27 protein-coding genes are annotated in these 24,104 nt (G+C 39.0%); 15 read left to right on the top strand and 12 right to left on the bottom strand.

Going from position 1 to position 24,104, the window contains the following annotated elements; all coding sequences use genetic code 11:
- Positions 1–26 precede the first annotated feature (26 nt).
- From KX581_RS02210 to KX581_RS02255, 10 genes are all read left to right on the top strand, one after another.
- Positions 27–1,082 carry a quinone-dependent dihydroorotate dehydrogenase gene (locus KX581_RS02210; protein WP_231175471.1) on the top strand — a complete coding sequence of 352 codons (1,056 nt, stop codon included), beginning with the start codon at positions 27–29 and terminating at the stop codon, positions 1,080–1,082.
- The gene (gene pqqE, locus KX581_RS02215; RefSeq protein ID WP_231175472.1) at positions 1,079–2,413 is read left to right on the top strand and encodes a zinc protease PqqE; all 1,335 of its coding nucleotides are present in this window, start codon (positions 1,079–1,081) and stop codon (positions 2,411–2,413) included. The genes KX581_RS02210 and pqqE overlap by 4 nt, the downstream gene beginning before the upstream one ends.
- 14 nt (positions 2,414–2,427) lie before the next feature.
- Positions 2,428–3,330 carry a 4-hydroxy-tetrahydrodipicolinate synthase gene (dapA, locus tag KX581_RS02220; protein WP_231175473.1) on the top strand — a complete coding sequence of 301 codons (903 nt, stop codon included), beginning with the start codon at positions 2,428–2,430 and terminating at the stop codon, positions 3,328–3,330.
- On the top strand, positions 3,327–4,115 hold the full coding sequence (locus tag KX581_RS02225; protein ID WP_001065845.1) for an enoyl-ACP reductase: 789 nt from the start codon (positions 3,327–3,329) through the stop codon (positions 4,113–4,115). Before dapA ends, KX581_RS02225 begins: the two co-directional genes overlap by 4 nt.
- A gap of 9 nt (positions 4,116–4,124) precedes the next feature.
- The gene (locus tag KX581_RS02230; RefSeq protein ID WP_231175474.1) at positions 4,125–4,733 is read left to right on the top strand and encodes a hypothetical protein; all 609 of its coding nucleotides are present in this window, start codon (positions 4,125–4,127) and stop codon (positions 4,731–4,733) included.
- Positions 4,730–5,269, top strand: a complete 540-nt coding sequence (gene pgsA, locus KX581_RS02235; RefSeq protein WP_001846799.1) for a CDP-diacylglycerol--glycerol-3-phosphate 3-phosphatidyltransferase — start codon at positions 4,730–4,732, stop codon at positions 5,267–5,269. Before KX581_RS02230 ends, pgsA begins: the two co-directional genes overlap by 4 nt.
- Before the next feature lie 213 nt (positions 5,270–5,482).
- On the top strand, positions 5,483–6,925 hold the full coding sequence (locus tag KX581_RS02240; protein ID WP_231175475.1) for an amino acid permease: 1,443 nt from the start codon (positions 5,483–5,485) through the stop codon (positions 6,923–6,925).
- Between the two features lie 44 nt (positions 6,926–6,969).
- Positions 6,970–8,400 carry a Do family serine endopeptidase gene (locus tag KX581_RS02245; RefSeq protein ID WP_000976635.1) on the top strand — a complete coding sequence of 477 codons (1,431 nt, stop codon included), beginning with the start codon at positions 6,970–6,972 and terminating at the stop codon, positions 8,398–8,400.
- A gap of 21 nt (positions 8,401–8,421) precedes the next feature.
- On the top strand, positions 8,422–9,642 hold the full coding sequence (locus tag KX581_RS02250) for a bifunctional 2-C-methyl-D-erythritol 4-phosphate cytidylyltransferase/2-C-methyl-D-erythritol 2,4-cyclodiphosphate synthase (RefSeq protein ID WP_231175476.1): 1,221 nt from the start codon (positions 8,422–8,424) through the stop codon (positions 9,640–9,642).
- 21 nt (positions 9,643–9,663) lie between these two features.
- Positions 9,664–10,560, top strand: coding sequence for an OriC activity response regulator (locus tag KX581_RS02255; protein ID WP_231175477.1), 897 nt, complete (start codon positions 9,664–9,666; stop codon positions 10,558–10,560).
- Between the two features lie 212 nt (positions 10,561–10,772).
- Here the strand turns inward: KX581_RS02255 and KX581_RS02260 are convergent, their stop codons facing one another.
- Complete coding sequence (locus KX581_RS02260) at positions 10,773–10,937, bottom strand: hypothetical protein (protein ID WP_231175478.1); 165 nt, start codon at positions 10,935–10,937, stop codon at positions 10,773–10,775.
- On the opposite strand from KX581_RS02260, the gene KX581_RS02265 reads away from it, so the two are divergent.
- Positions 10,864–11,652 (top strand): 5'-3' exonuclease, encoded by a 789-nt coding sequence (locus KX581_RS02265; protein ID WP_229763836.1) that lies wholly within the window; start codon positions 10,864–10,866, stop codon positions 11,650–11,652. The genes KX581_RS02260 and KX581_RS02265 overlap by 74 nt on opposite strands.
- Before the next feature lie 107 nt (positions 11,653–11,759).
- Here KX581_RS02265 and KX581_RS02270 read toward each other — a convergent pair whose 3' ends face one another.
- A complete protein-coding gene (locus KX581_RS02270) occupies positions 11,760–13,010 on the bottom strand; it encodes a hypothetical protein (RefSeq protein ID WP_180610143.1) in 1,251 nt (416 codons plus the stop codon).
- 167 nt (positions 13,011–13,177) lie between these two features.
- Between KX581_RS02270 and KX581_RS02275 the strand changes: the two genes are divergently transcribed.
- The 4 genes from KX581_RS02275 (at position 13,178) to fur (ending at position 16,209) form a co-directional block, all read left to right on the top strand.
- On the top strand, positions 13,178–14,044 hold the full coding sequence (locus tag KX581_RS02275) for a DnaJ C-terminal domain-containing protein (protein WP_231175479.1): 867 nt from the start codon (positions 13,178–13,180) through the stop codon (positions 14,042–14,044).
- A 9-nt stretch (positions 14,045–14,053) separates the two neighbouring features.
- Positions 14,054–14,425 (top strand): heat shock protein transcriptional repressor HspR, encoded by a 372-nt coding sequence (locus tag KX581_RS02280; protein WP_000332994.1) that lies wholly within the window; start codon positions 14,054–14,056, stop codon positions 14,423–14,425.
- Positions 14,422–15,597 carry a replication-associated recombination protein A gene (locus tag KX581_RS02285; RefSeq protein WP_120871761.1) on the top strand — a complete coding sequence of 392 codons (1,176 nt, stop codon included), beginning with the start codon at positions 14,422–14,424 and terminating at the stop codon, positions 15,595–15,597. Before KX581_RS02280 ends, KX581_RS02285 begins: the two co-directional genes overlap by 4 nt.
- 159 nt (positions 15,598–15,756) lie before the next feature.
- Positions 15,757–16,209: a ferric iron uptake transcriptional regulator gene (fur, locus tag KX581_RS02290; RefSeq protein ID WP_000824996.1), complete on the top strand. Its 453-nt coding sequence runs from the start codon at positions 15,757–15,759 to the stop codon at positions 16,207–16,209.
- A 20-nt stretch (positions 16,210–16,229) separates the two neighbouring features.
- Here fur and KX581_RS02295 read toward each other — a convergent pair whose 3' ends face one another.
- From KX581_RS02295 to KX581_RS02340, 10 genes are read right to left on the bottom strand one after another with little or no spacing between them, the layout of a single operon-like run.
- Positions 16,230–16,727, bottom strand: a complete 498-nt coding sequence (locus tag KX581_RS02295) for a DUF2147 domain-containing protein (RefSeq protein ID WP_000780285.1) — start codon at positions 16,725–16,727, stop codon at positions 16,230–16,232.
- A complete protein-coding gene (locus KX581_RS02300) occupies positions 16,724–17,260 on the bottom strand; it encodes a NanQ anomerase/TabA/YiaL family protein (RefSeq protein ID WP_231175480.1) in 537 nt (178 codons plus the stop codon). The genes KX581_RS02295 and KX581_RS02300 overlap by 4 nt, the downstream gene beginning before the upstream one ends.
- A 28-nt stretch (positions 17,261–17,288) precedes the next feature.
- The gene (fliY, locus tag KX581_RS02305; protein WP_231175481.1) at positions 17,289–18,152 is read right to left on the bottom strand and encodes a flagellar motor switch protein FliY; all 864 of its coding nucleotides are present in this window, start codon (positions 18,150–18,152) and stop codon (positions 17,289–17,291) included.
- A gap of 3 nt (positions 18,153–18,155) precedes the next feature.
- Positions 18,156–19,220, bottom strand: a complete 1,065-nt coding sequence (fliM, locus tag KX581_RS02310; RefSeq protein ID WP_000763582.1) for a flagellar motor switch protein FliM — start codon at positions 19,218–19,220, stop codon at positions 18,156–18,158.
- The gene (locus KX581_RS02315) at positions 19,213–19,980 is read right to left on the bottom strand and encodes an RNA polymerase sigma factor FliA (RefSeq protein ID WP_231175482.1); all 768 of its coding nucleotides are present in this window, start codon (positions 19,978–19,980) and stop codon (positions 19,213–19,215) included. Before KX581_RS02315 ends, fliM begins: the two co-directional genes overlap by 8 nt.
- Complete coding sequence (locus KX581_RS02320; RefSeq protein WP_000868000.1) at positions 19,958–20,272, bottom strand: hypothetical protein; 315 nt, start codon at positions 20,270–20,272, stop codon at positions 19,958–19,960. Before KX581_RS02320 ends, KX581_RS02315 begins: the two co-directional genes overlap by 23 nt.
- Positions 20,273–20,276: 4 nt before the next feature.
- Positions 20,277–21,161, bottom strand: a complete 885-nt coding sequence (gene ylxH / locus KX581_RS02325; protein ID WP_231175483.1) for a flagellum site-determining protein YlxH — start codon at positions 21,159–21,161, stop codon at positions 20,277–20,279.
- On the bottom strand, positions 21,158–22,534 hold the full coding sequence (gene flhF, locus KX581_RS02330; RefSeq protein ID WP_231175484.1) for a flagellar biosynthesis protein FlhF: 1,377 nt from the start codon (positions 22,532–22,534) through the stop codon (positions 21,158–21,160). The genes ylxH and flhF overlap by 4 nt, the downstream gene beginning before the upstream one ends.
- The gene (folK, locus tag KX581_RS02335) at positions 22,531–23,019 is read right to left on the bottom strand and encodes a 2-amino-4-hydroxy-6-hydroxymethyldihydropteridine diphosphokinase (protein WP_180385730.1); all 489 of its coding nucleotides are present in this window, start codon (positions 23,017–23,019) and stop codon (positions 22,531–22,533) included. Before folK ends, flhF begins: the two co-directional genes overlap by 4 nt.
- Complete coding sequence (locus tag KX581_RS02340) at positions 23,019–24,092, bottom strand: aminopeptidase (RefSeq protein WP_108506568.1); 1,074 nt, start codon at positions 24,090–24,092, stop codon at positions 23,019–23,021. The genes folK and KX581_RS02340 overlap by 1 nt, the downstream gene beginning before the upstream one ends.
- Positions 24,093–24,104: the final 12 nt, after the last annotated feature.

The raw sequence follows: 24,104 nt of genomic DNA on the forward strand, positions 1-24,104 counted from the left end.
TCAAATCATAAAAGATAAGGATTTAAATGCTTTATTCGTTATTAAAAAAATATCTTTTTAGCCTAGACGCTGAAGATGTGCATGAAAAAGTGTGTAAAATTTTAAAAATGCTTTCTTCATCGCCCTTTTTGTGTCGTTTGATTGATTCTCAATGGGGTTATAAAAACCCAAAGCTTGAAAATGAAATTTTAGGCTTGCATTTCCCTAACCCCTTAGGCTTAGCCGCCGGTTTTGATAAAAACGCTTCCATGCTCAGGGCGTTAATTGCTTTTGGGTTTGGCTATTTAGAAGCAGGCACTCTCACCAATGAAGCGCAAGTGGGGAATGAAAGACCAAGGCTTTTCAGGCACATTGAAGAAGAATCCTTACAAAATGCGATGGGGTTTAATAATCATGGGGCAATTTTAGCAGCGAGATCGTTCAAGCGCTTCGCCCCTTATAAAACCCCTATTGGCATCAATTTAGGCAAAAACAAACGCATAGAGCAAGTGCATGCCCTAAAAGATTACAAGGCGGTTTTAAATCAATGTTTAAACATTGGCGATTATTACACTTTCAACCTTTCTTCGCCCAACACCCCTAATTTAAGGGATTTACAAAACAAGGCGTTTGTGAATGAGCTTTTTTGCATGGCGAAAGAAATGACCCATAAGCCTTTATTTTTAAAAATCGCCCCGGATTTAGAAATAGATGACATGCTAGAAATCGTCAATAGCGCTATTGGAGCCGGAGCAAATGGGATTATTGCGACTAACACGACCATTGATAAAAGCCTGGTGTTCGCTCCTAAAGAAATGGGGGGCTTGAGCGGGAAATGCTTGACTAAAAAAAGCCGTGAAGTCTTTAAAGAATTGGCTAAAGCTTTTTTTAACAAAAGCGTTCTTGTTTCTGTGGGGGGGATTAGCGATGCCAAAGAAGCTTATGAAAGGATTAAAATGGGAGCGAGTCTGTTACAAATTTATAGCGCTTTTATTTACAACGGGCCAAATTTATGCCAAAATATTCTTAAAGATTTGGTAAAATTACTCCAAAAAGATGGATTTTTGAGCGTTAAAGAGGCTATAGGAGCGGATTTAAGATGAGATATTTTTCTGTTAAAAGACTTTTAGGGCTTAGTTCTGTCTTGTTAGTCACTTTAGGAGCGAGCATGCACGCACAATCTTACTTACCCAAACATGAGAGTATTACCTTAAAGAATGGGTTGCAAGTCGTAAGCGTTCCCCTAGAAAATAAAACCGGGGTTATAGAAGTGGATGTGCTTTATAAAGTCGGCTCTAGAAACGAAGTCATGGGCAAGAGCGGGATCGCTCACATGTTAGAGCATTTGAATTTTAAAAGCACCAAAAACCTTAAAGCCGGCGAATTTGATAAAATCGTTAAGCGTTTTGGGGGCGTGAGTAACGCTTCTACGAGCTTTGATATTACACGCTATTTCATTAAAACCAGTCAGGCTAACTTGGATAAATCTTTAGAATTGTTCGCTGAAACCATGGGTTCTTTGAATTTAAAAGAAGATGAGTTTTTGCCTGAGCGTCAAGTGGTCGCTGAAGAAAGGCGATGGCGCACCGATAATTCCCCTATCGGCATGCTTTATTTCCGCTTTTTTAACACCGCTTATGTCTATCACCCCTACCATTGGACGCCCATTGGTTTTATGGACGACATTCAAAACTGGACTTTAAAAGACATTAAAAAATTCCATTCGCTCTATTATCAGCCTAAAAACGCTATCGTTTTAGTGGTAGGCGATGTCAATTCCCAAAAGGTTTTTGAATTGAGTAAAAAGCATTTTGAATCCTTAAAAAACCTTGATGAAAAAGCTATCCCCACCCCTTACATGAAAGAGCCTAAGCAAGATGGAGCCAGAACGGCAGTCGTGCATAAAGATGGGGTCCATTTAGAATGGGTAGCGTTAGGGTATAAAGTGCCTGCTTTCAAACATAAAGATCAAGTCGCTTTAGATGCGTTAAGTAGGCTTTTAGGCGAAGGTAAAAGCTCGTGGTTGCAAAGCGAATTAGTGGATAAAAAACGCCTGGCTTCTCAAGCTTTCTCGCACAACATGCAATTACAAGATGAAAGCGTGTTTTTATTCATTGCGGGGGGTAATCCTAATGTCAAAGCCGAAGATTTACAAAAAGAAATCGTAGTGCTTTTAGAAAAGCTTAAAAAAGGCGAAATCACTCAAGCCGAGTTAGACAAGCTCAAAATCAATCAAAAAGCTGACTTTATTTCTAACTTAGAAAGTTCTAGCGATGTGGCGGGGCTTTTTGCGGACTATTTAGTGCAAAACGATATTCAAGGCTTGACGGATTATCAGCAACAATTTTTGGATTTAAAAGTGAGCGATTTGGTGCGTGTGGCTAATGAATATTTTAAAGACACCCAATCAACCACCGTGTTTTTGAAACCTTAAAAGAGCCTTATCGCATGCAATTTCATTCATCTAGTGCGTTAATTACGCCTTTTAAAAAAGATTTGAGCGTTGATGAGGCCGCTTATGAAACTTTGATCAAGCGCCAAATTTTTCAGGGCATGGATGCATGCGTGCCTGTTGGCACGACAGGAGAATCCGCCACGCTCACCCACAAAGAGCACATGCGTTGCATTGAAATCGCCATAGAGACTTGCAAAAACACTAAAACGCTCTCAAATTCGCGCATGAAAGTGTTAGCCGGCGTGGGCAGTAACGCCACGAGCGAGTCCCTTTCTTTAGCAAAGTTCGCTCAAAAAATCGGTGCGGATGCGATTTTATGCGTAAGCCCCTATTATAACCGCCCCACCCAACAAGGCTTGTTTGAACATTATAAAACTATCGCTCAATCAGTGGAAATCCCTGTCATGCTTTATGATGTGCCAAGCCGAACAGGCGTTTCTATTGAAGTTTCAACCGCTCTCAAACTCTTTAGAGAAGTCCCTAACATTAAAGCCATTAAGGAAGCGTCTGGCTCTTTGAAAAGAGTGACAGAATTGCATTATTATGAAAAAGATTTTAAAATTTTTAGCGGGGAAGATTCACTCAACCACTCTATCATGTTTTCAGGGGGGTGCGGCGTGATTTCAGTGACCGGTAATTTAATGCCTAATCTGATTTCACAGATGGTCAATTGCGCACTCAAACTTGAATACCAACAAGCCCTAGAAATCCAAAATAAGCTTTTTTGTTTGCACCAAGCCCTTTTTGTAGAAACAAATCCCATCCCCATTAAAATGGCTATGCATTTAGCCGGCTTGATTGAAAACCCAAGTTATAGACTGCCTTTAGTGGCCCCAAGCAAAGAAACGATTCAACTTTTAGAAAAAACTTTACAACAATATGAGGTAATTGCATGAACAATTCCAATCACATGAAAAATAAAACCCTAGTGATCAGCGGCGCGACTAGAGGGATTGGCAAGGCGATATTGTATCGCTTCGCTCAAAGCGGCGTGAATATCGCTTTCACTTACAATAAAAATGTTGAAGAAGCCAACAAAATCATAGAAGATGTGGAGCAAAAATATTCCATTAAAGCCAAAGCCTACTCTCTTAATGTTTTAGAGCCTGAGCAATACACGGAGCTTTTCAAGCAAATTGACGCTGATTTTGATAGAGTGGATTTTTTTATTTCTAACGCTATTATTTATGGGCGTTCTGTCGTGGGCGGATTTGCGCCGTTTATGCGATTAAAACCTAAGGGGTTAAACAACATTTACACAGCCACCGTGTTAGCGTTTGTGGTGGGGGCTCAAGAAGCGGCAAAACGCATGCAAAAAATAGGCGGCGGGGCGATCGTAAGCTTAAGCTCTACCGGGAATTTGGTCTATATGCCCAATTACGCTGGGCATGGCAATTCTAAAAACGCCGTAGAAACCATGGTCAAATACGCTGCCGTGGATTTAGGCGAGTTTAACATTAGAGTGAATGCGGTTAGTGGCGGGCCTATTGATACGGACGCTTTGAAAGCCTTCCCTGATTATGTGGAGATTAAAGAAAAAGTAGAAGAGCAATCGCCCCTAAAACGCATGGGCAATCCTAACGATCTAGCCGGAGCGGCTTATTTTTTATGCGATGAAACCCAAAGCGGTTGGCTTACAGGGCAAACGATCGTTGTAGATGGCGGGACTACTTTTAAATAAAGATTTTTTTTGAAAAACATTATCCACATCCACCAAAACAAAGAGTTGCAATTCATTAAAAAATGCTTGTTGTGCTATTTTTTCGCCCCTTTGTGTGGGGCTGTTTTGTTGGTGCTTTTTCTTGTTTCAAGCGGGGCAAAATCGTTTCAAATTTCTAACCTCTTTAACAACCAACTAGCTTATATCGTTTTATTGTCTCTTTTTTTGTGCGCGCTTGGGTTTATTGCCGGAGCGATTGGTTTTTACAGGCTTTCTAAAATCACACGCCATCTGAGTTTTTTTGAAAATTTCGCTTTCAGTTTTTTAGCGGTGATTTTATGCACCCTTTTAAGCTATCTTATCCCTAACGCCAGTAACGCTCTTTCGCTAATCGGTAATGGCGTTTCTATTTTTTATTTGCATAAACTCTATAGAGAATTGAGCCTTTATGCGCAAGAAAGGTTTTTTTTAAGCGGGTTTAGGTTGTTGCTTTTTAGTTTCATGTTGGCTCTTTTAGGGGTTTTAGTGCAAGCGTTAGTTATCATTTTTTTAACGATCGCTGTGATTTTAATGTGTGTGGCGCTTGGCTTTTTAGGGCGTGCGTTTTTGAATTTTTCACAAGTCTTTTTGAAAGCATGAAAGTTTTAAAACTCCTGCCTAATTTTTTGACGATTTTACGCATTGTCTTATCCTTATTTTTATTATTTTTATTGTTAAACACGCGCACTTATTTTAGTTTTTTAACCCCCTTTCACATTAACATGATCTCTTCATTGGTTTTTTTGTTTGCCGCGCTCACGGATTTATTGGACGGCTACATCGCTAGAAGCTATAAAGCCAAATCGCGCTTTGGGGAAATTTTTGATCCTTTAGCGGATAAAATCCTTATTTTGAGTGCGTTTTTAGGGTTAGTCCATTTGGATCGTGTGAATGCGTGGATCCCGTTTGTGATTTTAGGGCGTGAATTTTTTATTTCAGGGCTTAGAGTCTTAGCCGCTAATGAAAAAAAGGATATTCCTGTCAATGCACTAGGCAAGTATAAAACCGTTTCTCAAGTCGTGGCGATTGGCGCTTTATTAGCCAATTTAACTTACTCTTATGTGCTTGTGGCTATAGCGGTTTTTTTAACCCTTTATTCAGGGATAGATTACACCATTAAATATTATAAATCTTAATGTTTTAAAAGAAGTTTTTAGCGTTCTTTAAAAAAACCTTAAAACGCTTAAAAAGCTATCGCTTGATCAAGCTCTTTTACTATTTAATCTTTAAAAAATGCTTTTGATCGTTTTTTTTAAATTTTATTTTCAATATTCAATTAAAAAAAATCATTTTATTTTATTTTTGTTATAATTCAAGCTATTTTTATTTTCAGTCTAAGGAGGTGTCGCATGGACAATCAAAAGATAACGCATCAAAATACCACGCAAAAACAAGGCGAGCTTAAAAGAGACATGAAAATGCGCCATCTCTTAATGATTGCATTTGGAGGAGCGATTGGCACAGGGCTTTTTGTAGGCACTGGGGGTAATATTGCGAGCGCTGGCCCTTTAGGGACCTTGATCGCTTATTGTTTTGGAGGGCTTGTGGTCTATTGCATCATGCTCTCTTTAGGCGAATTGGCTAGCGTTTATCCCACTACGGGAAGTTTTGGGGATTATGCGGCTAAATTCATAGGCCCTGGCACGGGCTATATGGTTTTTTGGATGTATTGGCTTGGCTGGGTGATCACGGTGGCGTTAGAATACATCGCTATAGGCATGCTCATGCAACGCTGGTTTGCTGATATTCCTATCCATTATTGGGTTATTTTATGCATTGCGTTAGTTTTTTTATTGAACTTTTTTTCGGTTAAAATTTTTGCCGAGGGCGAGTTTTTCTTTAGCCTGATTAAAGTTTTAGCGGTGATCGCTTTTATAGGGATTGGTGTGATTGGGATTATTTATCAAATCTATTCGCATGGGTTTAGTTCTATTTTTGATAACTTCCATTTTGGCGATAAGGGGTTTTTCCCTAACGGGAGCACAGCGGTTTTTTCTGCTATGCTCGCTGTTATTTTTGCTTTCACTGGCACAGAGGTGATTGGGGTGGCTGTGGGAGAGACTAAAAACGCTAGCGAAGTGATGCCCAAAGCGATTAAAGCGACTTTGTGGCGGATTGTCTTTTTCTTTTTAGGCTCTGTGTTTGTCATTTCTGTTTTTTTACCCATGAATGATTCTTCTATCGCGCAAAGCCCTTTTGTGAGCGTTTTAGAACGCATCAACTTGCCCTTTATTGGCATGGGTATCCCTTATGTGGCTGATATAATGAACGCTGTTATCATTACCGCGATGTTTTCTACCGCTAATTCAGGGCTTTATGGAGCGAGCCGCATGATTTATGGACTGTCCAAACAAAAGATGTTTTTTAAGGTTTTTTCCCAACTCAACCGACAAGGCACGCCCACTTATGCGATGCTTTTTTCCCTTTCTTTTTCTCTCATAGGGCTTTTAGTCCAAATTTATGCCAAAGAAAATGTCGTGGAAGCTTTGATTAATGTGATCAGTTTCACGGTGATTATTGTGTGGGTTAGCGTGTCCGTTTCGCAATATTCTTTCCGCAAGCAATACTTAAAAGCCGGGCATTCTTTAGCGGATTTGCCTTATAAAGCCCCCTTTCTACCCTTTTTGCAACTCATAGGGATCACTGGGTGTGTCATCGGCGTGATTGGTTCGGCTATGGATAAGGATCAACGCATTGGGATGATTTTAACGATTGTTTTTGCCATTGTGTGTTACATTGGATACTATTTTACACAAAAAACTAATGAAAATAACAAAAAAGGTTTGATATAATCTCTTTTTAATTTTGAAGTTTAGCAAATTTTAAGGAAGTAACCATGATGAAAAAAACCCTTTTTATCTCTTTGGCTTTAGCGTTAAGCTTGAATGCGGGCAATATCCAAATCCAAAACATGCCCAAGGTTAAAGAACGAGTGAGTGTCCCCTCTAAAGACGATACGATCTATTCTTACCACGATTCCATTAAGGATTCGATTAAAGCGGTGGTGAATATCTCCACTGAAAAGAAGATTAAAAACAATTTTATAGGTGGCGGTGTGTTTAATGACCCCTTTTTCCAACAATTTTTTGGGGATTTGGGCGGCATGATCCCTAAAGAAAGAATGGAAAGGGCTTTAGGCAGTGGCGTAATCATTTCTAAAGACGGCTATATTGTAACTAATAACCATGTGATTGATGGCGCAGATAAGATTAAAGTTACCATTCCAGGGAGCAATAAAGAATATTCCGCCACTCTAGTAGGCACGGACTCTGAGAGCGATTTGGCGGTGATTCGCATCACTAAAGACAATCTGCCCACGATCAAATTCTCTGATTCTAATGATATTTCAGTGGGCGATTTGGTTTTTGCGATTGGTAACCCTTTTGGCGTGGGTGAAAGCGTTACGCAAGGCATTGTTTCAGCGCTCAATAAAAGCGGGATTGGGATCAACAGCTATGAGAATTTCATTCAAACAGACGCTTCCATCAATCCTGGAAATTCCGGCGGCGCTTTAATTGATAGCCGTGGAGGGTTAGTGGGGATCAATACCGCTATTATCTCTAAAACCGGAGGCAACCACGGCATTGGCTTTGCCATCCCTTCTAACATGGTTAAAGATATTGTAACCCAACTCATTAAAACCGGTAAGATTGAGAGAGGTTACTTGGGCGTGGGCTTGCAAGATTTGAGTGGCGATTTGCAAAATTCTTATGACAATAAAGAAGGGGCGGTTGTCATTAGCGTAGAAAAAGACTCTCCGGCTAAAAAAGCAGGGATTTTGGTGTGGGATTTGATCACTGAGGTCAATGGCAAAAAGGTTAAAAACACGAACGAGTTAAGAAATCTAATCGGCTCTATGCTGCCCAATCAAAGAGTAACCTTAAAAGTCATTAGAGACAAAAAAGAACGCACCTTTACCCTCACTCTAGCCGAAAGGAAAAACCCTAACAAAAAAGAAACCATTTCTGCTCAAAACGGCGCGCAAGGCCAATTGAACGGGCTTCAAGTAGAAGATTTAACCCAAAAAACCAAAAGGTCTATGCGTTTGAGCGATGATGTTCAAGGGGTTTTAGTCTCTCAAGTGAATGAAAATTCCCCAGCAGAGCAAGCCGGCTTCAGGCAAGGTAACATTATCACAAAAATTGAAGAGATTGAAGTGAAAAGCGTTGCGGATTTTAACCATGCTTTAGAAAAGTATAAAGGCAAACCCAAACGATTCTTAGTTTTAGACTTGAATCAAGGTTATAGGATCATTTTGGTGAAATGATAGGGGTGGGTCGTTAGTCGCATGTCTTTGATTAGAGTGAATGGGGAAGCTTTTAAACTCTCTTTAGAAAGTTTAGAAGAAGACTCTTTTGAAACTAAAGAAACGCTAGAAACGCTTGTTAAACAAACGAGCGTTGTTTTATTGGCTGCTGGGGAGTCTAAGCGTTTTTCTCAAACCATCAAAAAACAATGGTTGCGTTCTAATCATACCCCCTTATGGCTCAGCGTTTATGAAAGCTTTAAAAAAGCCCTAGACTTTAAAGAAATCCTTTTAGTCGTAAGCGAATTGGATTATATTTACATCCAACGCCATTACCCTGAAATCAAGCTTGTAAAAGGCGGGGCATCAAGGCAGGAATCCGTGCGTAACGCTTTAAAAGTAATTGATAGCGCTTACACGCTCACCAGCGATGTGGCTAGGGGTTTAGCCAATATGGAAGCACTTAAAAGCTTGTTTTTAACCCTCCAACAAACAAGCCATTATTGCATCGCTCCTTACTTGCCTTGCTATGACACAGCGATCTATTATAACGAGGTTTTGGATAGAGAAGCGATCAAACTCATTCAAACCCCGCAATTAAGCCACACCAAAGCACTCCGATCAGCCCTAAATCAAGGGGATTTTAAAGATGAAAGCAGTGCGATTTTACAAGCTTTTCCTGATCGTGTGAGTTATATTGAAGGCAGTAAGGATTTGCGCAAGATCACCACGAGCGATGATTTAAAAGTTTTTACGCCTTTTTTTAACCCAGCAAAAGACACTTTTATAGGCATGGGCTTTGATACGCATGCGTTTGTTAAAGATAAGCCTATGGTTTTAGGAGGGGTTGTTTTGGATTGCGAGTTTGGGTTAAAGGCTCACAGCGATGGCGATGCTTTATTGCATGCGGTTATTGATGCGGTTTTAGGAGCGATTAAAGGAGGGGATATTGGCGAATGGTTCCCTGATAATGACCCCAAATACAAAAACGCCTCTTCTAAAGAACTTTTAAAAATCGTGTTGGATTTTTCTCAAAGCATTGGGTTTGAATTGTTTGAAATGGGGGCGACCATCTTTAGCGAAATCCCTAAAATCACTCCTTACAAACCGGCGATTTTAGAGAATTTGAACCAACTTTTGGGTTTAGAAAAATCTCAAATCAGCTTAAAAGCCACCACAATGGAAAAAATGGGGTTCATTGGCAAACAAGAAGGGCTGTTAGTCCAAGCGCATGCGAGCATGCGTTATAAACAAAAACTTTAAACGCGATAAAAGGAAGAATGGATGAAAATCTTAATCATTGAAGACAATTTAGCGCTAGCTAGGAGTATCTCTCATAATTTGCATGATTTAGGGCATTTTTGCGAGATCATCTCTAGCATTTCAGAAGAAAATAAAAAGCCTTATGATGTGATTTTAGTTTCTTCTAAAGTTTGCACTCAAGGGCGTTGCGAACATTTTGTGCGTTATAATTCCAAGCAAATCATTATCATGATGGCTTCGCATGTCAATGAAGATGGCGTGAATAAACCCATTCAAGCGGGAGCGAGAGATTATATTCTAAAACCTTTTAAAATGGATGAATTGTTGCGCAAGATCCAATACCACAAAGCCTACCAAGAAATGACCGCTCGCTTGGGATTTTATGAAAATTACTTAGACTTTATCCATGCGGAATTACCCTTGCCTAAAGATTTTTCTTACCGGCCGCCTTTCATCATCCACACGCCCTCTCAAGAGCTTGCGAACGCTTATTTATTGCAATACGCTAAAGAAAGGCAAATGGATTTTTCTTTTTTCTCTTTAAAGGATACCACTTGGAAAGAGCTATACAAGAATAAAGACAAACTAGAACGCCCTTTTTACATCATGCATTTAGAAGAGCTTAAAAAAGACGAGCAATTGAAATTGTTAGAATTGGCCCGTTCATGCCCTATTGTTTTGTCCTATACCCATAAAGAACCCCTAGAATTTCCTAAAATTGTGAGCATTGAATGCGGCAATAGACCCCTATCTTTGTTTAGCGATAACACGACTTTCCTTTCCATTCAAGAGTATGAAAAAGAAGCCATTAGGCATTTTTCTTCTACCTGCACGGACACGGAATTAGCCAACAAGCTTGGCATTAGCCGCAAAAGCCTTTGGGAAAAACGCCGGAAATATAACTTACCGCGCAAATAAAAGAAAATCCTTAGGCTTTGTTCTCGTTGGGCGTTTGATCATAAAATGCAAGAATGCCAAAAGCGTTTTTACAATCAAAAGAGCTAAAACAAGCGATAACCTCTCAAAATTTAGCGTATTTAATGAAAATAGAGCTAATTATTATTAAAATAACTTATTATTTGCTATATATTTACTATAATAGTTTAACTTTTAAAAAGGAGAAATTCAACTTAAGGATTAACCATTAGACAAGCGTTTAACAAGGCAAGATTCACGCATTCAAAAACCCTTTTACTAGACATTGATTGCGTGATCCCTAATATTGTTAGGCGTTTGCTCTCTAATAAAACGCTCCCTAAAAGATTCGCCGCTTGTAGCTTGCAAGAAGTAGGCATAATCTTTCTTACCACTCAAATTTTATCCATCATGCGCAAAACCCGTTGCTCTAAAACGCTTTTTTTTATCACTAGGGGCAGAGAGAGTTTCCGCTACCAGCTGTGCGATCATTACAAACAAAAACGCCACCAATTTAATGAAGATTTTAGATCTCTTTTAAAAGCTCTAAAAATCGCTTTAGTGGAAAAATACCCCCTAAAAAAAGGGGCTAGAATCCAGGGCGAACATTGTTTTGAATATGAAGCCGATGATATTATCTCTTTTTACAAAAAGAAAGACCCCCAAAATTATGTGATAGCCAGCATGGATAAGGATATTTTGTATTCCAATAGAGGCTCTCATTTCAACCTCAAAACCAACGCTTTTTTTAATGTGAGTCAAAAAGAGGCTCATTTTTTTGCTTATTACCAGTGCGTTGTGGGGGATAAGGGGGATAACATTAAAGGGGTTAAAGGGATTGGCGGCTTCAATTATAAAGATTTTTTAAACGAAGACGCTAAAGAGCATGAATTGTGGGAGCAAATCATTCAAGCGTTCAAAATTAAAGAAGATTTGAGCGATAGCGAAGCTAAAGAAAAGGCTCTTTTAAACATGCGCTTAGTCAATATGCACCAGATGACCCACCATGGCGTGATCAAACTATGGGAGCCTGAGTTTAAAAAAACCTTTTTCCCTAAAAAACCCCAAAGACCTGATTTCAAAAGAATTTCTTAAAACATTTTTAAAACAAAAACTTCTTTTAATGTTGATTTTTTAAAAAAGAAATTATCGCTTACTTTTGGCAAGCTTTCTCTGCTATTGATTGTAAAAACGGCATTTTTTTAAAACAAAAACTTCCCAAAAAAGACAAAAGAACTATTTCCAAGGCTTTTTCTCGTGGCTTTAGAATTATAAGCATACACATACCCCCCACCCATATCAAAAGACAAACTCCTATAAGTCCAAACCCTAAAACTGCTCATCAAAGAATATTCTTGGTAATCCCCAAAAGCCACCATCGCGTCTAAACGCACCCTTTTAGTCTTAAGCCCTAAAAAAACATAGCCTGAAATGCTAGAATTAGCAAAATAAATCGCTGGCACACCGGGCGCGTTGATCCCGCGGCCATAGAATTTAGTCCTGTCATTAAAAGTCCATAGATAGCCCTTGTTGTTTCTTGCTGGAACGATATAAAAACCCGTTCCAAAATTAAAAATTTGGTATTTAAAAGTTTGATCGATCAAAAACAAGCCGGTATTTTTGGCACTTGTAGCACTATCAGTGTTGCCGTATTGATACATGCCATGCACTAGAGTGCGCGAAGTGAAACCCTTAGCTAAAGAAGCGTCATACTCCAACTTACCCCCAACTTGCACTAAAACATTTTGGGTGGGCAAAGGCAAGCGGGTGTCCGTTAAAATAAAAGGCACCACTTTAAGATTTTCATGCCTGTATTCTGCACCCAAAACAAACACTTCCCCCCCCACATACAAGCGTTTAGACACAGGGTCATAAGACGCTAGAGCGTTTAGGGAAGTAGCGATCCGATTCCCTTGCTCTTTATTGATCTGATGCCCGTTATAAAGCATGCTATCCATAAAAATCCCAAAATAACGCATGGAATTTTGCTTAAAAGCCACAGAAACCCCTTGAATATTGCCCCCTATCCAATCAAAATCCACAAAATCGGTATTGAAACGCCCTAAAGCGATTTTAAAACGCTGGTTAGCGTATTGAAGATACGCATCAGAAACATCGCCAGCGCTCAAATAAGGTTTAACATTTTTAGAACTACCAAAAAAATTCCCCAGACTGATGTAAAGGTTAGCCAAACGCTGTTTGTTATAAATATTCCAAGCCCCAATCGCTCCAATACCAAAGGACCACCCATTGCTATAAGAAAAATCCACCCCAAGACGCGCTAAAGCCCCCACATAGCTGTGAGGGTTTTTTTGTGCCCCTTGATTATATAATAACCCCAGATAGCCAAAAGGTTTGACTGCGATTTCTAAAGCTTTCAAAGACAGACCATTTAAAAAAAGGATCCCTAACGCTAAATAATAATATCTTTTCTTATTTTTCTTATATTGCATTAAAAACTCATCGTGGATTTAAACTCAATATTTTAGTTAAAATTCCTTTTAATTGCGCTGAAACGGGTTTAAAATCTCAATTACCACTAAACATTATCAATAAACTTGATTGACTAACACTAAAGATTTATGATAGTATTCTAATAAAACTATTTTAAAGGTGATTCATGAGCAAGAGTTTATACCAAACTTTAAACGTGAGCGAAAACGCCAGCCAAGATGAAATCAAAAAATCCTACCGCCGTTTAGCTAGGCAATACCACCCGGATTTGAATAAAACCAAAGAAGCCGAAGAGAAATTCAAAGAAATCAACGCCGCTTATGAAATTTTGAGCGATGAAGAAAAACGCAGCCAATACGATCAGTTTGGCGACAACATGTTTGGGGGGCAGAATTTCAGCGATTTTGCCAGAAGCCGTGGTCCTAGTGAAGATTTAGATGATATTTTAAGCTCTATTTTTGGGAAAGGAGGCTTTTCGCAAAGATTTTCTCAAAACTCGCAAGGCTTTTCTGGCTTTAATTTTTCCAATTTCGCCCCTGAAGATTTAGACATGACCGCCACTTTAAATGTCTCTGTTTTAGACACCCTTTTAGGCAATAAAAAACAAGTGAGCATCAATAATGAGACTTTTAGCCTTAAAATCCCTATCGGCGTGGAAGAGGGCGAAAAAATCAGGGTTCGCAACAAGGGGAAAATGGGGCGAACGACTAGGGGCGATTTGCTCTTGCAGATCCATATTGAAGAAGATGAAATTTATAGGCGCGAGAAAGATGATATTATCCAAATCTTTGATTTACCCTTAAAAACGGCTCTTTTTGGAGGGAAAATTGAAATCGCCACTTGGCATAAAACCTTAACCCTAACCATTCCCCCTAACACTAAAGCCATGCAAAAATTCCGCATCAAAGACAAAGGGATCAAAAACAGAAAAACTTCGCATGTGGGGGATCTGTATTTGCAAGCTCGTTTGATCTTGCCTAAAACTGAAACGCTTTCTAATGAGTTAAAAGCGTTATTAGAAAAAGAATTGTAAGGAGGAATCGTGTGTGATTATGATGAACCGCTTTATTTAATCAGCGTCGTGGCTAAAATCTTAGGCGTGCACCCTCAAACCTTGCGCCAATACGAAAAAGAGGGTTTGATAGAGCCTAGCAGGACTGATGGGAAAATGCGCTTGTATTCCCAACGAGACATGGACAAAATCAAAACGATTTTACGCCTTACAAGGGATATGGGGGTTAATCTTGCGGGCGTGGATATTATCTTGCGTTTAAAAGAAAAGCTTGATGAATTAGACAATCTCAATAAAGAATTGCAAGACGCTCTGCACAAACACTCTAAAAACACCAAAACCCCAACGAAAAATTTAAACACCCCTACGAATTTTTACGAATTGATTTTATTTAAAAAATGAGCCTGACTTCGCTTTTAAACCCAAAAAGCCTAGAAGATTTTTTAGGCCAAGAGCATTTAATAGGGAAAGACGCCCCCTTATTTAAAGCCTTACAATCCAAACACTTCCCCCATGCCTTTTTCTATGGCCCTCCTGGCGTGGGTAAAACAAGCCTAGCTCAAATCATCGCTCATTCCCTAGAGCGCCCCATTCTTTCATTTAATGCGACGGATTTCAAATTAGAGGATTTACGCCTTAAGCTTAAAAATTACCAAAACACCCTTTTAAAACCCGTTGTTTTTATTGATGAAACCCACAGATTGAATAAAACCCAACAAGAATTTCTACTCCCTATTATGGAAAAAGATCACGCTTTAATCTTAGGGGCTAGCACGCAAGATCCTAATTACAGCCTAAGCCATGCGATCCGCTCAAGAAGTTTTATTTTTGAATTGACCCCCCTAAAAAAGAGCGATTTAGACAAGCTTTGCACCAAAGCTTTAACATTGCTCAAAAAACAAATAGAGTCTGACGCTAAAACCTATCTTTTAAACAACAGTGCTGGCGATGCTAGAGCGTTATTAAACCTTTTAGATTTGAGCGCTAAAATAGAAAATCCTATCACTTTAAAAACGCTCAAATCCTTACGGCCCCATAGCCTAAATGACGGATCTTATAGCGATGATACGCATTATAATCTCACTAGCGCGTTAATCAAATCTTTAAGAGGGAGCGATGAAAACGCCTCCATTTATTATCTGGCGCGCTTGATTGCTGGCGGGGAAAACCCGGAATTTATCGCCAGAAGATTGGTGATTTTTGCGAGCGAAGATATTGGTAACGCTAACCCAAACGCCCTTAATTTAGCCTCTTCTTGCTTGTTTGCAGTCAAACAAATCGGCTACCCTGAAGCGCGCATCATTTTAAGCCAATGCGTGATTTATCTGGCTTGTTCGCCTAAATCCAACACGGCTTATAGAGCGATCAATCAGGCTTTGGATTGCGTTCAAAAAGGCTTGCTCTACCCTATTCCTAAACACCTGTTGCCTAACGCTAAAGACTATCTTTACCCGCATGATTATAACGGCTATGTCAAACAAGATTATTTGGAAAAACCCCTAAATCTGGTTTCTTCTCAAGGCATAGGGTTTGAAAAAACCCTTTTAGAATGGCTTGATAAAATAAGAAATTGATCTTATAAGTTACATTAAAATGCGACAATGGTAATAAAAAATCAATATTTTTTGATTAAATTAAAATAATAATGAGTTTTATCTATGTTTCATCGCATTATTATTGTATAATAATATTCTAGTTATAAAAATCATTTTACGGATAAGGAAAATATCAGCATGAAAAGATTAGAAACTTTGGAATCCATTTTAGAGCGCTTGAGAATGTCTATCAAAAAAAACGGACTCAAAAATTCAAAACAGAGGGAAGAAGTGGTGAGCGTTTTGTATCGCAGCGGCACACACCTAAGCCCTGAAGAAATCACGCATTCTATCCGCCAAAAGGACAAAAACACCAGCATTTCTTCAGTCTATCGCATTTTGAATTTCTTAGAAAAAGAAAATTTTATCTGTGTTTTAGAGACTTCAAAAAGCGGCCGGCGTTATGAAATTGCGGCTAAAGAACACCATGATCACATCATTTGTTTGCATTGCGGTAAGATCATTGAATTTGCAGACCCTGAAATTGAAAACCGCCAGAATGAAGTCGTTAAAAAATATCAAGCCAAGCTGATCAGCCATGACATGAAAATGTTTGTGTGGTGTAAAGAATGCCAAGAGAGTGAATGTTAAGAGATTTTAAAAAAGCTAGCTTAAATAGGGCTATCTTTAATGGTTTTAAGGACTTCATCCAGGTTAAAACGCTTGAGTTTTAGATTTTTGATTTCTTCATCGCTCAAGCGTTTCCAAGTGAAAGTCTTGCCCACATACCCCCATTTATCATAGCTTGAAGTGAATTCTAAATCCCCGTTTGAATTTTGAGTAACCCTTACATAGTAAGTCTTGCCGTCATAAAAATTATACGCTTTACCGCCTTTATAAGATCGTTTTCCAACCTTAATCAAATCGCTTAAAAACACCACGCCTTTATCGCTGCGATTCCTTAGCTTTGGGTTAGGATTGAGTTTGTCTTTTTTGGCTTTAGAGCCATCCACATCAGAAATACCATAAGCATAGAATTTCCCATTATGCTCAAAAAACTCCACAAAAGAGCTTTTCATGTATAAAAATTCCTGAGTTTGATAAATTCCAGGCAACTCTACAGCCCCTAAAAAACAACAAAAAACTATAACAAGACTCACCAATTTCATAATTTTAATTTAATTAATCCTTTAGGCACTTTAACGACCGCTTTAAAAATCGGCTCTTCCCTATATTTTTCAAAAGACTCTCCATAGAACCTCAACGCATGTGCATCGTTTTCAAAAAAAATAGCCAGCATGCCCGCATCTAAACGCAAAAAAGAAGCTTCTTGAACCGGCTCATAAACGATCAAATCTCTTTTTTCATCGTAAGGGGTTTTAATGGTGGCTTGATTGATACCCACCACTTTAGCCCCCTCAACGCCTTTGACAATCAGCTGGAAATCCACATATTTTTTGTGGCTTTCAAAAAAACCTTTCTCGCTTTCTTTAGCATGCTCTAAACAATAACTCTGCTCTATGCTAAAAATGCCATGCCCTAAAGGCGTTTGAAATTCTGTATTATGATTGAGGTTCAAAACCCTTTGATTCGCTTTACTACCCTTTTGCATGACATCTTTTAAATACTCATGCAAAATTTCTAATTCTTGCGTTTTTTTAAACAAATGCCCAAGCGAGCTTAATTCCCCAAAAATAGCCATATCCCTTTCCTTTTTATGATAAAAAGATTTAATGTTTCAGTTGTTCTAAGCGTTCTTTTTTAGTGCCAATATCCGTGATCTGAATGCCAAAATTCCCATCCACGATCACCACTTCGCCCTTAGCGATCACCTTGTCATCTACAAGAATTTCCAAAGGGTCATTCACCAATTGATCAAGCTCTACCACGCTCCCTATATCCATAGAGACCACATCTTTTAAAATCATCTTTTTTTGCCCGATGCGCACCTTAACGTTCAATTTCACATCCAAAAGCATGCTGATATTGCGGATTTCTATGTTTTCTAAAGACGCATCGTGGGTTTTAACCTCTTCAGTAGCGCTCTGTGTCGTTTCTTCTTTTTCTTCTTTGTGCGTTTTTTCAAATTGGCGTTCAAAAGCCGTCGTAGTCAATAAAATGATTTGGCTTTCTTTGATGGCTTCCATTTTAAAAGAAAACACCATCGCTTTAGCGTAATCTTCTTTTTTAGGAAGCTCTTTAGCGATTTCAGCGTTTATAGTGGTGAAATTGAGTTTAGGGAGCAATTCTTGAGACTTCAAGCTTGTAGCGATCGCGCCAAAAATATTAGAAGCCATTTCTTTAAAAGCGTCTAAATCGTCATTATCCATTTCTTCCTTACTCGCCCCCTCACCTCCTAGCATCAAATCGCTTAAAGCGGTAACTAAATCTACCGGAGCCAGTAATTCAATAGGACTCTCTTCTTTTTCAATCGCACTAATCTTAACTCTTGCATAAGGCGCGCTGATTAATTTCAAAAAAGATTCGTCGCTACTAGAAACTTCTTTTTCTAATCCCACGCTTGGAGCCTTACCCACTAACCCTTCTAAAGTAGAAACAACCTCTTGAATAAAAATTTTAATAAAATCTTGCATTTCTCACTCTTCTTCTATTTTCATAATATCGCCCACTTTACCTCTGCGCTGTTCTTCTAGCATTTCTAAAATTTCTTTAGTGCGTTCTTTTTCGCTATAAACCACTTCTTTAATTTGAATGGTTTTCCTATACCCTTGAAACCCCACGCTCGCTAAATAACGCTTTTTTTTATGCACATACACGCTCACTTCATCATTAGCGATCTTATTCAACCGGATAGTATCCCCCACATCTAAATCCAACATTTCTTTCAGGCTCAATTCCACCGCGCCCAAAAACACCATCATATCCACGCTCACCCCGCTCAATAGCGCTTGCAATTCCTTATTACGGCTCTTTTTAGAGTTCGTTTCTGAAAGCATCAAATCCCTACTTCCCATTTTAGAAAGAATGCTCTCAATGGAAATCACCGGGTAACAAATATTCATCATCCCACGGCTATGTCCGATAATAATCTCTAAAACCACCATGATAGAAATTTCATTTTGAGCGACGATCTGAACCACATTCGCGCTGGATTCTTTAGCGTCAATGGTAGGAAACATCTCCACAACGGGCGACCACACTTCTTTTAAAATTTGCATCACTTGGCGTAAAATCGTATCCAATAAATTCAATTCAATATCGCTAAACTCCCTGTTTTGATCATACGCGCTCCCCTTACCCCCTAATAGTCTGTCAATCATAGGGAAAGCGATGCTAGGATTGATTTCTAAAACCCCCGTTCCTCCCATAGGCTTCATGGAAAAGACATTAAAACTCGTAGGGCTAGGCAAACTCATCAAAAATTCGCCATAAGTCATTTGATCCACGCTGTGGAGCTGAATCTCTACAATAGAACGCATGATAGAAGAGACTTGACTGGAAAGATTCCTAGCCATTTTGTCATGGATACTCCTAAAAGAGCGCAGTTGCTCCTTACTCACACGATTAGGGCGTTTGAAATCATAGAGGGTTACGCTGCGCTGCGGGATAATATCTTTTTTTTGGACATTTTGAATATCCACATTTTCATCAACGACTTCTAAAAGCGCATCAATTTCTTCTTGGCTTAAAATATCAGCCATGATCCACTCCTAAGGATTTACGCACCTTTTTAATCACTTCTTTAATGATTTGAGAAATACGCGATTCAGTGATGCCTAAAATCTCTTTAATCTCGCTCAAATTCAACTCTTCAAAGTAATAAAGCTGGATAAGGATTTGCTCTCTTTCGCTCATTTGATTCAGCGCTTTTTGGACATGCTCTAACAACTCTTCTGCTTCAATCTTTTTAGTGATTTCATCTTGCTCAATCGCATTGAATTGTTCATCTATTGGCACTAACGCATAAATATCTGAAGCCGTTTTAGCTTCTCTAATCTTTTCAATATTTTCTCCTAGAGCTTCTGCTAAATACGCATCGCTAGGCTCTTTCCCATGCTTATTAAGGTGTTTGGTAATTTCAATATCAATGCTTTTAATGAGTTTCCTATTAGAGCGAGAAATCACATCTAAAGAACGCAAATAATCTAGCATCGCCCCATTGACACGAGTTTTAGCATACCCCCAAAAAGAATCGTTTAACGCGCTCTCATAACGCCTGGCTAATTTAATCAATTCTTCAGTGCCAATAGAAACCAGATCGTTAAAATCAATAGAGCTGGGCAAGCGCTCTTTTAAACGAAACGCCATCGCGCGCACGGCCGGTAAATACTGGATAGCGAGATCGTCTTGATGGTGGTGTTGTTGCTTATCATAGGCGTTCAAAACCTTTTCTATATTTTTTTCGCTGGTTTCAGTTTTTTGAATTCCTTTGGGCATTCTATTTTCCATCATCAAAATCATAACTTCTAATGTATTCTAAAATACTAGCCACTTCTTTTTCTCTGTTCTTAAACTCATGGTTGAAACGAAGCAAGCTCTCTTCAGTGCCTTTTTTGTCAAAAAGACAAATGTCTAAATCCGTGCAAGCGATAAAAATAGACGCAAATAACAACGCGATCAAGTATCCCCCAAGCGTGGATAACACCGTCCATAATAAAATGCTCTCTGGCTCATTGAATTTCAACACCGAAAACACTAACCCCAAAAAAAACCCTACCACAACAGAAAAATGGATAAAATTTTGAACTTTCATCAGCCTACCCCAAATACTTCAAAAGCCTTTTAAAAAAGCTTTTCAAACCTTCTTTTGGTATTTCTAAAGTGCCGGTTTCTAATTTAGAAACCAAAAGGCCCGCTATCTGATCAATGGATTGCGAAAACAAATCGTTAGGGGCTATTTTTCTCAAAATTTTGCGTTCTCTCACATAGCGTTTCAATAAGGAGCTGTTTTCAATCGCTCCCAAGTAATGCAATTCTAATGAAGCGATATTGTTTTTAGCCACTTTAAACAGCCTTTCATAAGTCGCTCTGCCCTCTTTAGGTTGGGCTACCATGTTAGCGATAAGAAACAATTCATCTTTATTTTTGGAGTTGATTTTAATGCATGCATACGCATCGGTAATCGCTGAAGGATCGGGTGTGGTGACAATCACCACACAATCGCTCGCATTCAAAAACGCTTGCGTAGTGACTCCAATCCCAGCGCCCGTATCAATCACAATATAATCTAAAGAGCTTAAAACCCCCTCTTCATCTACGAATCGATCCAAAGCTTCTGCGCCGCTGATGTATTTTAAAATTTCTTCGCCACTATCCCCGGGAATTAAGCAAAGCCCGGGTTCAATCTCGCAAATGATTTCTTGCAATTTGGCTTCGCCTTTTAAGGCATGCAAGATATTTTTATGGGTTTTCACCCCAAAAATGACATCCAAATTCGCTAAACCAATATCCGCATCAAACACCCCCACCTTATAACCTTTCTTGTATAAAGAGTAAGCTAAATTAGCGCTAATGTTGGATTTCCCCACGCCTCCCTTACCGCTTGTGATAGCGATGAATTTGGTATTCCCTTTATTATCAAAAAAACTTTTAGGGTTTTTAATATTCATCAAATTATCTAAGCGGCTCGCTTGATTGTTCATGCTTGTTCCTTATTAGGGTTACTAAAGCCATCTAGCATGCAATCCACTAAATATTCATTAGTAGCCACTTTCAAATCCATAGGCACTTCTTGCCCAACAGAAAGATAGCTGATAGGCTTTTGGCTTTCATGCACTAAAGAAAACAAATTCCCTAACCCCCTACTCTCATCTAATTTCGTAAAGATTAAAGTGTCAATCCCTAACACCCCAAAAGAATCATAAATATCTTTCATGTCTTCATACTTAGTGGTAACCGAAAGCACTAAGGACACATCAATATTATAACCCCCATCTATAAATTCTTTCAAACCGGCAATTTTTTCTTTATCGTATTGCGAATGCCCTGTCGTATCCACTAAAATAAAATCGCAGTATTCCAACGCTTCAATTTCTTTAGCAAAATCTTTAGCGTCAATCACCGCTTCTATACTCATTTTCATTTTATTAGCATACCAACTCAATTGCTCTAAAGCCCCAATGCGATAATTGTCTAAAGTGATAATGCCCACCTTGTATTTTTTCGCTAGCATTCTAGAATAGCGCGCAGCTAATTTAGCTAAAGTCGTCGTTTTCCCCACGCCTGTTGGCCCTACAAGCATTAAGATGCGTTTTTGCCTTAAATTCAAATCTTCAGGGCGGCACAAAATCATTTTGCGCAACACTTCTCTAAAATAACGCTTGATCGTTACGGAATTTTCGCGCATGCGTAAAGGCATCAATTCCAGGCTCAATTGCATGATTTCATCTAAATGGCTGGATTTCATCCCGCTTTGTTTGGCCAGTTTATAAATTTCGGCAAATTCTTGAGGGATACTGACAGAATTGGGGTTTTTCTCATCCCAAAACATGTTTTGAATGAGTTTCAGGCTGTCTCTGATTTTGCTTAATTGCAGATTGATGTCTTTAATCTCTTCTTCTTGTTTGACTTCTCTTTTTTCTCTTTCTTTTTTATGGTTGGCTTCATTTTTTAAGGCTTGCAATAAAGCGTCTTGTTGATTAGCCTCTAAAGGCGCATCCTCTAACGGGGCGTCTTTTTCTAAAAGGGTCTTATTTTTTGAAAAACTATAGTTGCGCTGATTGGATGAAACCCCGGCGAGTTTGCGCATTTCTTCTACAGTGCTTGAAAGCTGCATGACCACGTCTTCTTCATTCAATTCTTCATCATACAAACTTTCTGGAATAAGGGGGGCTTTAGGAGGCTTGTTTTCGCTCTCTTCTTCAACCGCCACAACGATTTCATAAAGCCCAGAAGAAGTGAGCGTTTTTTTACGGATTTCTTGCGTTTTAAACACCAGCGTATCCACCCCATGGTGGCTTTGAGCGATCTTTAAAGCTTCAGCAGCCGTCTCCCCACTATAGGTATAGAATTTCACCACTCCCCTTTTTTAAAAAGAATTTGTTGTAAAGTTAAAGGCACTAACACCGAATCCCTTTCACTCCATTTAGGGTGAGGTAAAGTCAAATCATTCTGCCTTAAAATGACTTGGTTGAAAGCGATAATATCAATATCTAAAGTTCTTGGAGCGTCTTTAAAATCGCGCTTCCTTTTGCGCCCAAAACGCCTTTCTATATAAAACACTAGAGCAAAAAAATGGCACAAACTTAAAGATGTTTTAAGAATAATCGTAGCGTTATAAAAGTTAGGTTGCTTAGTGTAACCAAAAGGCGGATTGATATAAATGGGCGAAGAAAAGATTTTCCCAATTTTACTATGATTTTTAAAATATAAAAAACAATTTTTTAATATTTTTAAAGGATTTTTAAGATTAGATCCCAACCCTAAAACCACCCTGTTAGAAAAATCAAGCCTTTTTTTAAAAAGGCTAGGGAAAAAGCGGCTAGTCAGAATCTCTCGCATCACAAAAGCTCAGCCCTAGAATTTTTGATCACCACTAAATCTTCAATGCGCACCCCAAAAAATCCAGGGATATAAATCCCAGGCTCTACAGAAAACACCATGCCCTCTTCTAAAATGGTTTCACTGCGCGATGAAATATAAGGAAGCTCATGGATGTCTAAGCCAATGCCATGCCCGGTGCTGTGAGTGAAATACTGCCCATAACCATAATCGCTAATCACTCCCCTAGCCAAGCTGTCCGCTTCTTTACCGGTCATGCCCGCTCTAATGCCTGAAATAGCCTTTTCTTGCGCTTCTTTCACAATGTCATAAATCTTTTGACGCTCTTTATCCTTGAAACTCTGCTCTCTTTTAAAGACAAAATCTTTAGGGTCAAAAAAAGCCGTGCGAGTCCGATCAGAGCAATAGCGTTCGTATTTGATCCCCATATCCAAAAGAATGCTGTGCTCCGCTTTTAAAAAATCCTTCGTGCTAGGCAAAGCATGGGGTTTGCTCGCGTTCGCATTCAAGGCTAAAATAGGCTCAAAACTCAGATCATAAACCCCCTCTTTAGTCAAAAAGTCCTTAACCTTATGCTGCAAATACCGCTCGCTCAAGGATTCTTTTTCATCAAAAATCTTTTTCACATACTCGGCAAAATTTTCAAAAGCTTCAACATTCAACGCTTGAGATTTTTTGAGGAGTTGGATCTCATGTTCGTTTTTAATGATGCGTTTTTGGCGGTGGTAACTAGGCACGCCCTCTAAAGCAACCTTATCCCCAACCGCTGAATCCAAACGCTTGTAGGTTTGCAAATTCACTTGATTGGGGTCAAAAAAGAGCTTTTTAACCGAGTGTTTAGCGATCAAATCAATCGCACTTTGCGCTAAATCGCTAGATTCTACCACTTCCGCTAAAACGCCATTTTTAGGCTGAATGCTTTCTTTAGCTTCTTGAGTGTAGCGAGAATCAGTGATGAAAAACGAGCGATCGTCTAATTGCAAAAACAAAGCGTTATCGCAACTATAAGCACACTCAAAAAACATCGCGTTCTCATTGAGCGTGAAATGCGATTCTCTTTCTAATCCTTTCATGGGTAGCCCCCT

The organism is Helicobacter pylori, assembly GCF_021062735.1.
Classification (GTDB): domain Bacteria; phylum Campylobacterota; class Campylobacteria; order Campylobacterales; family Helicobacteraceae; genus Helicobacter; species Helicobacter pylori_DN.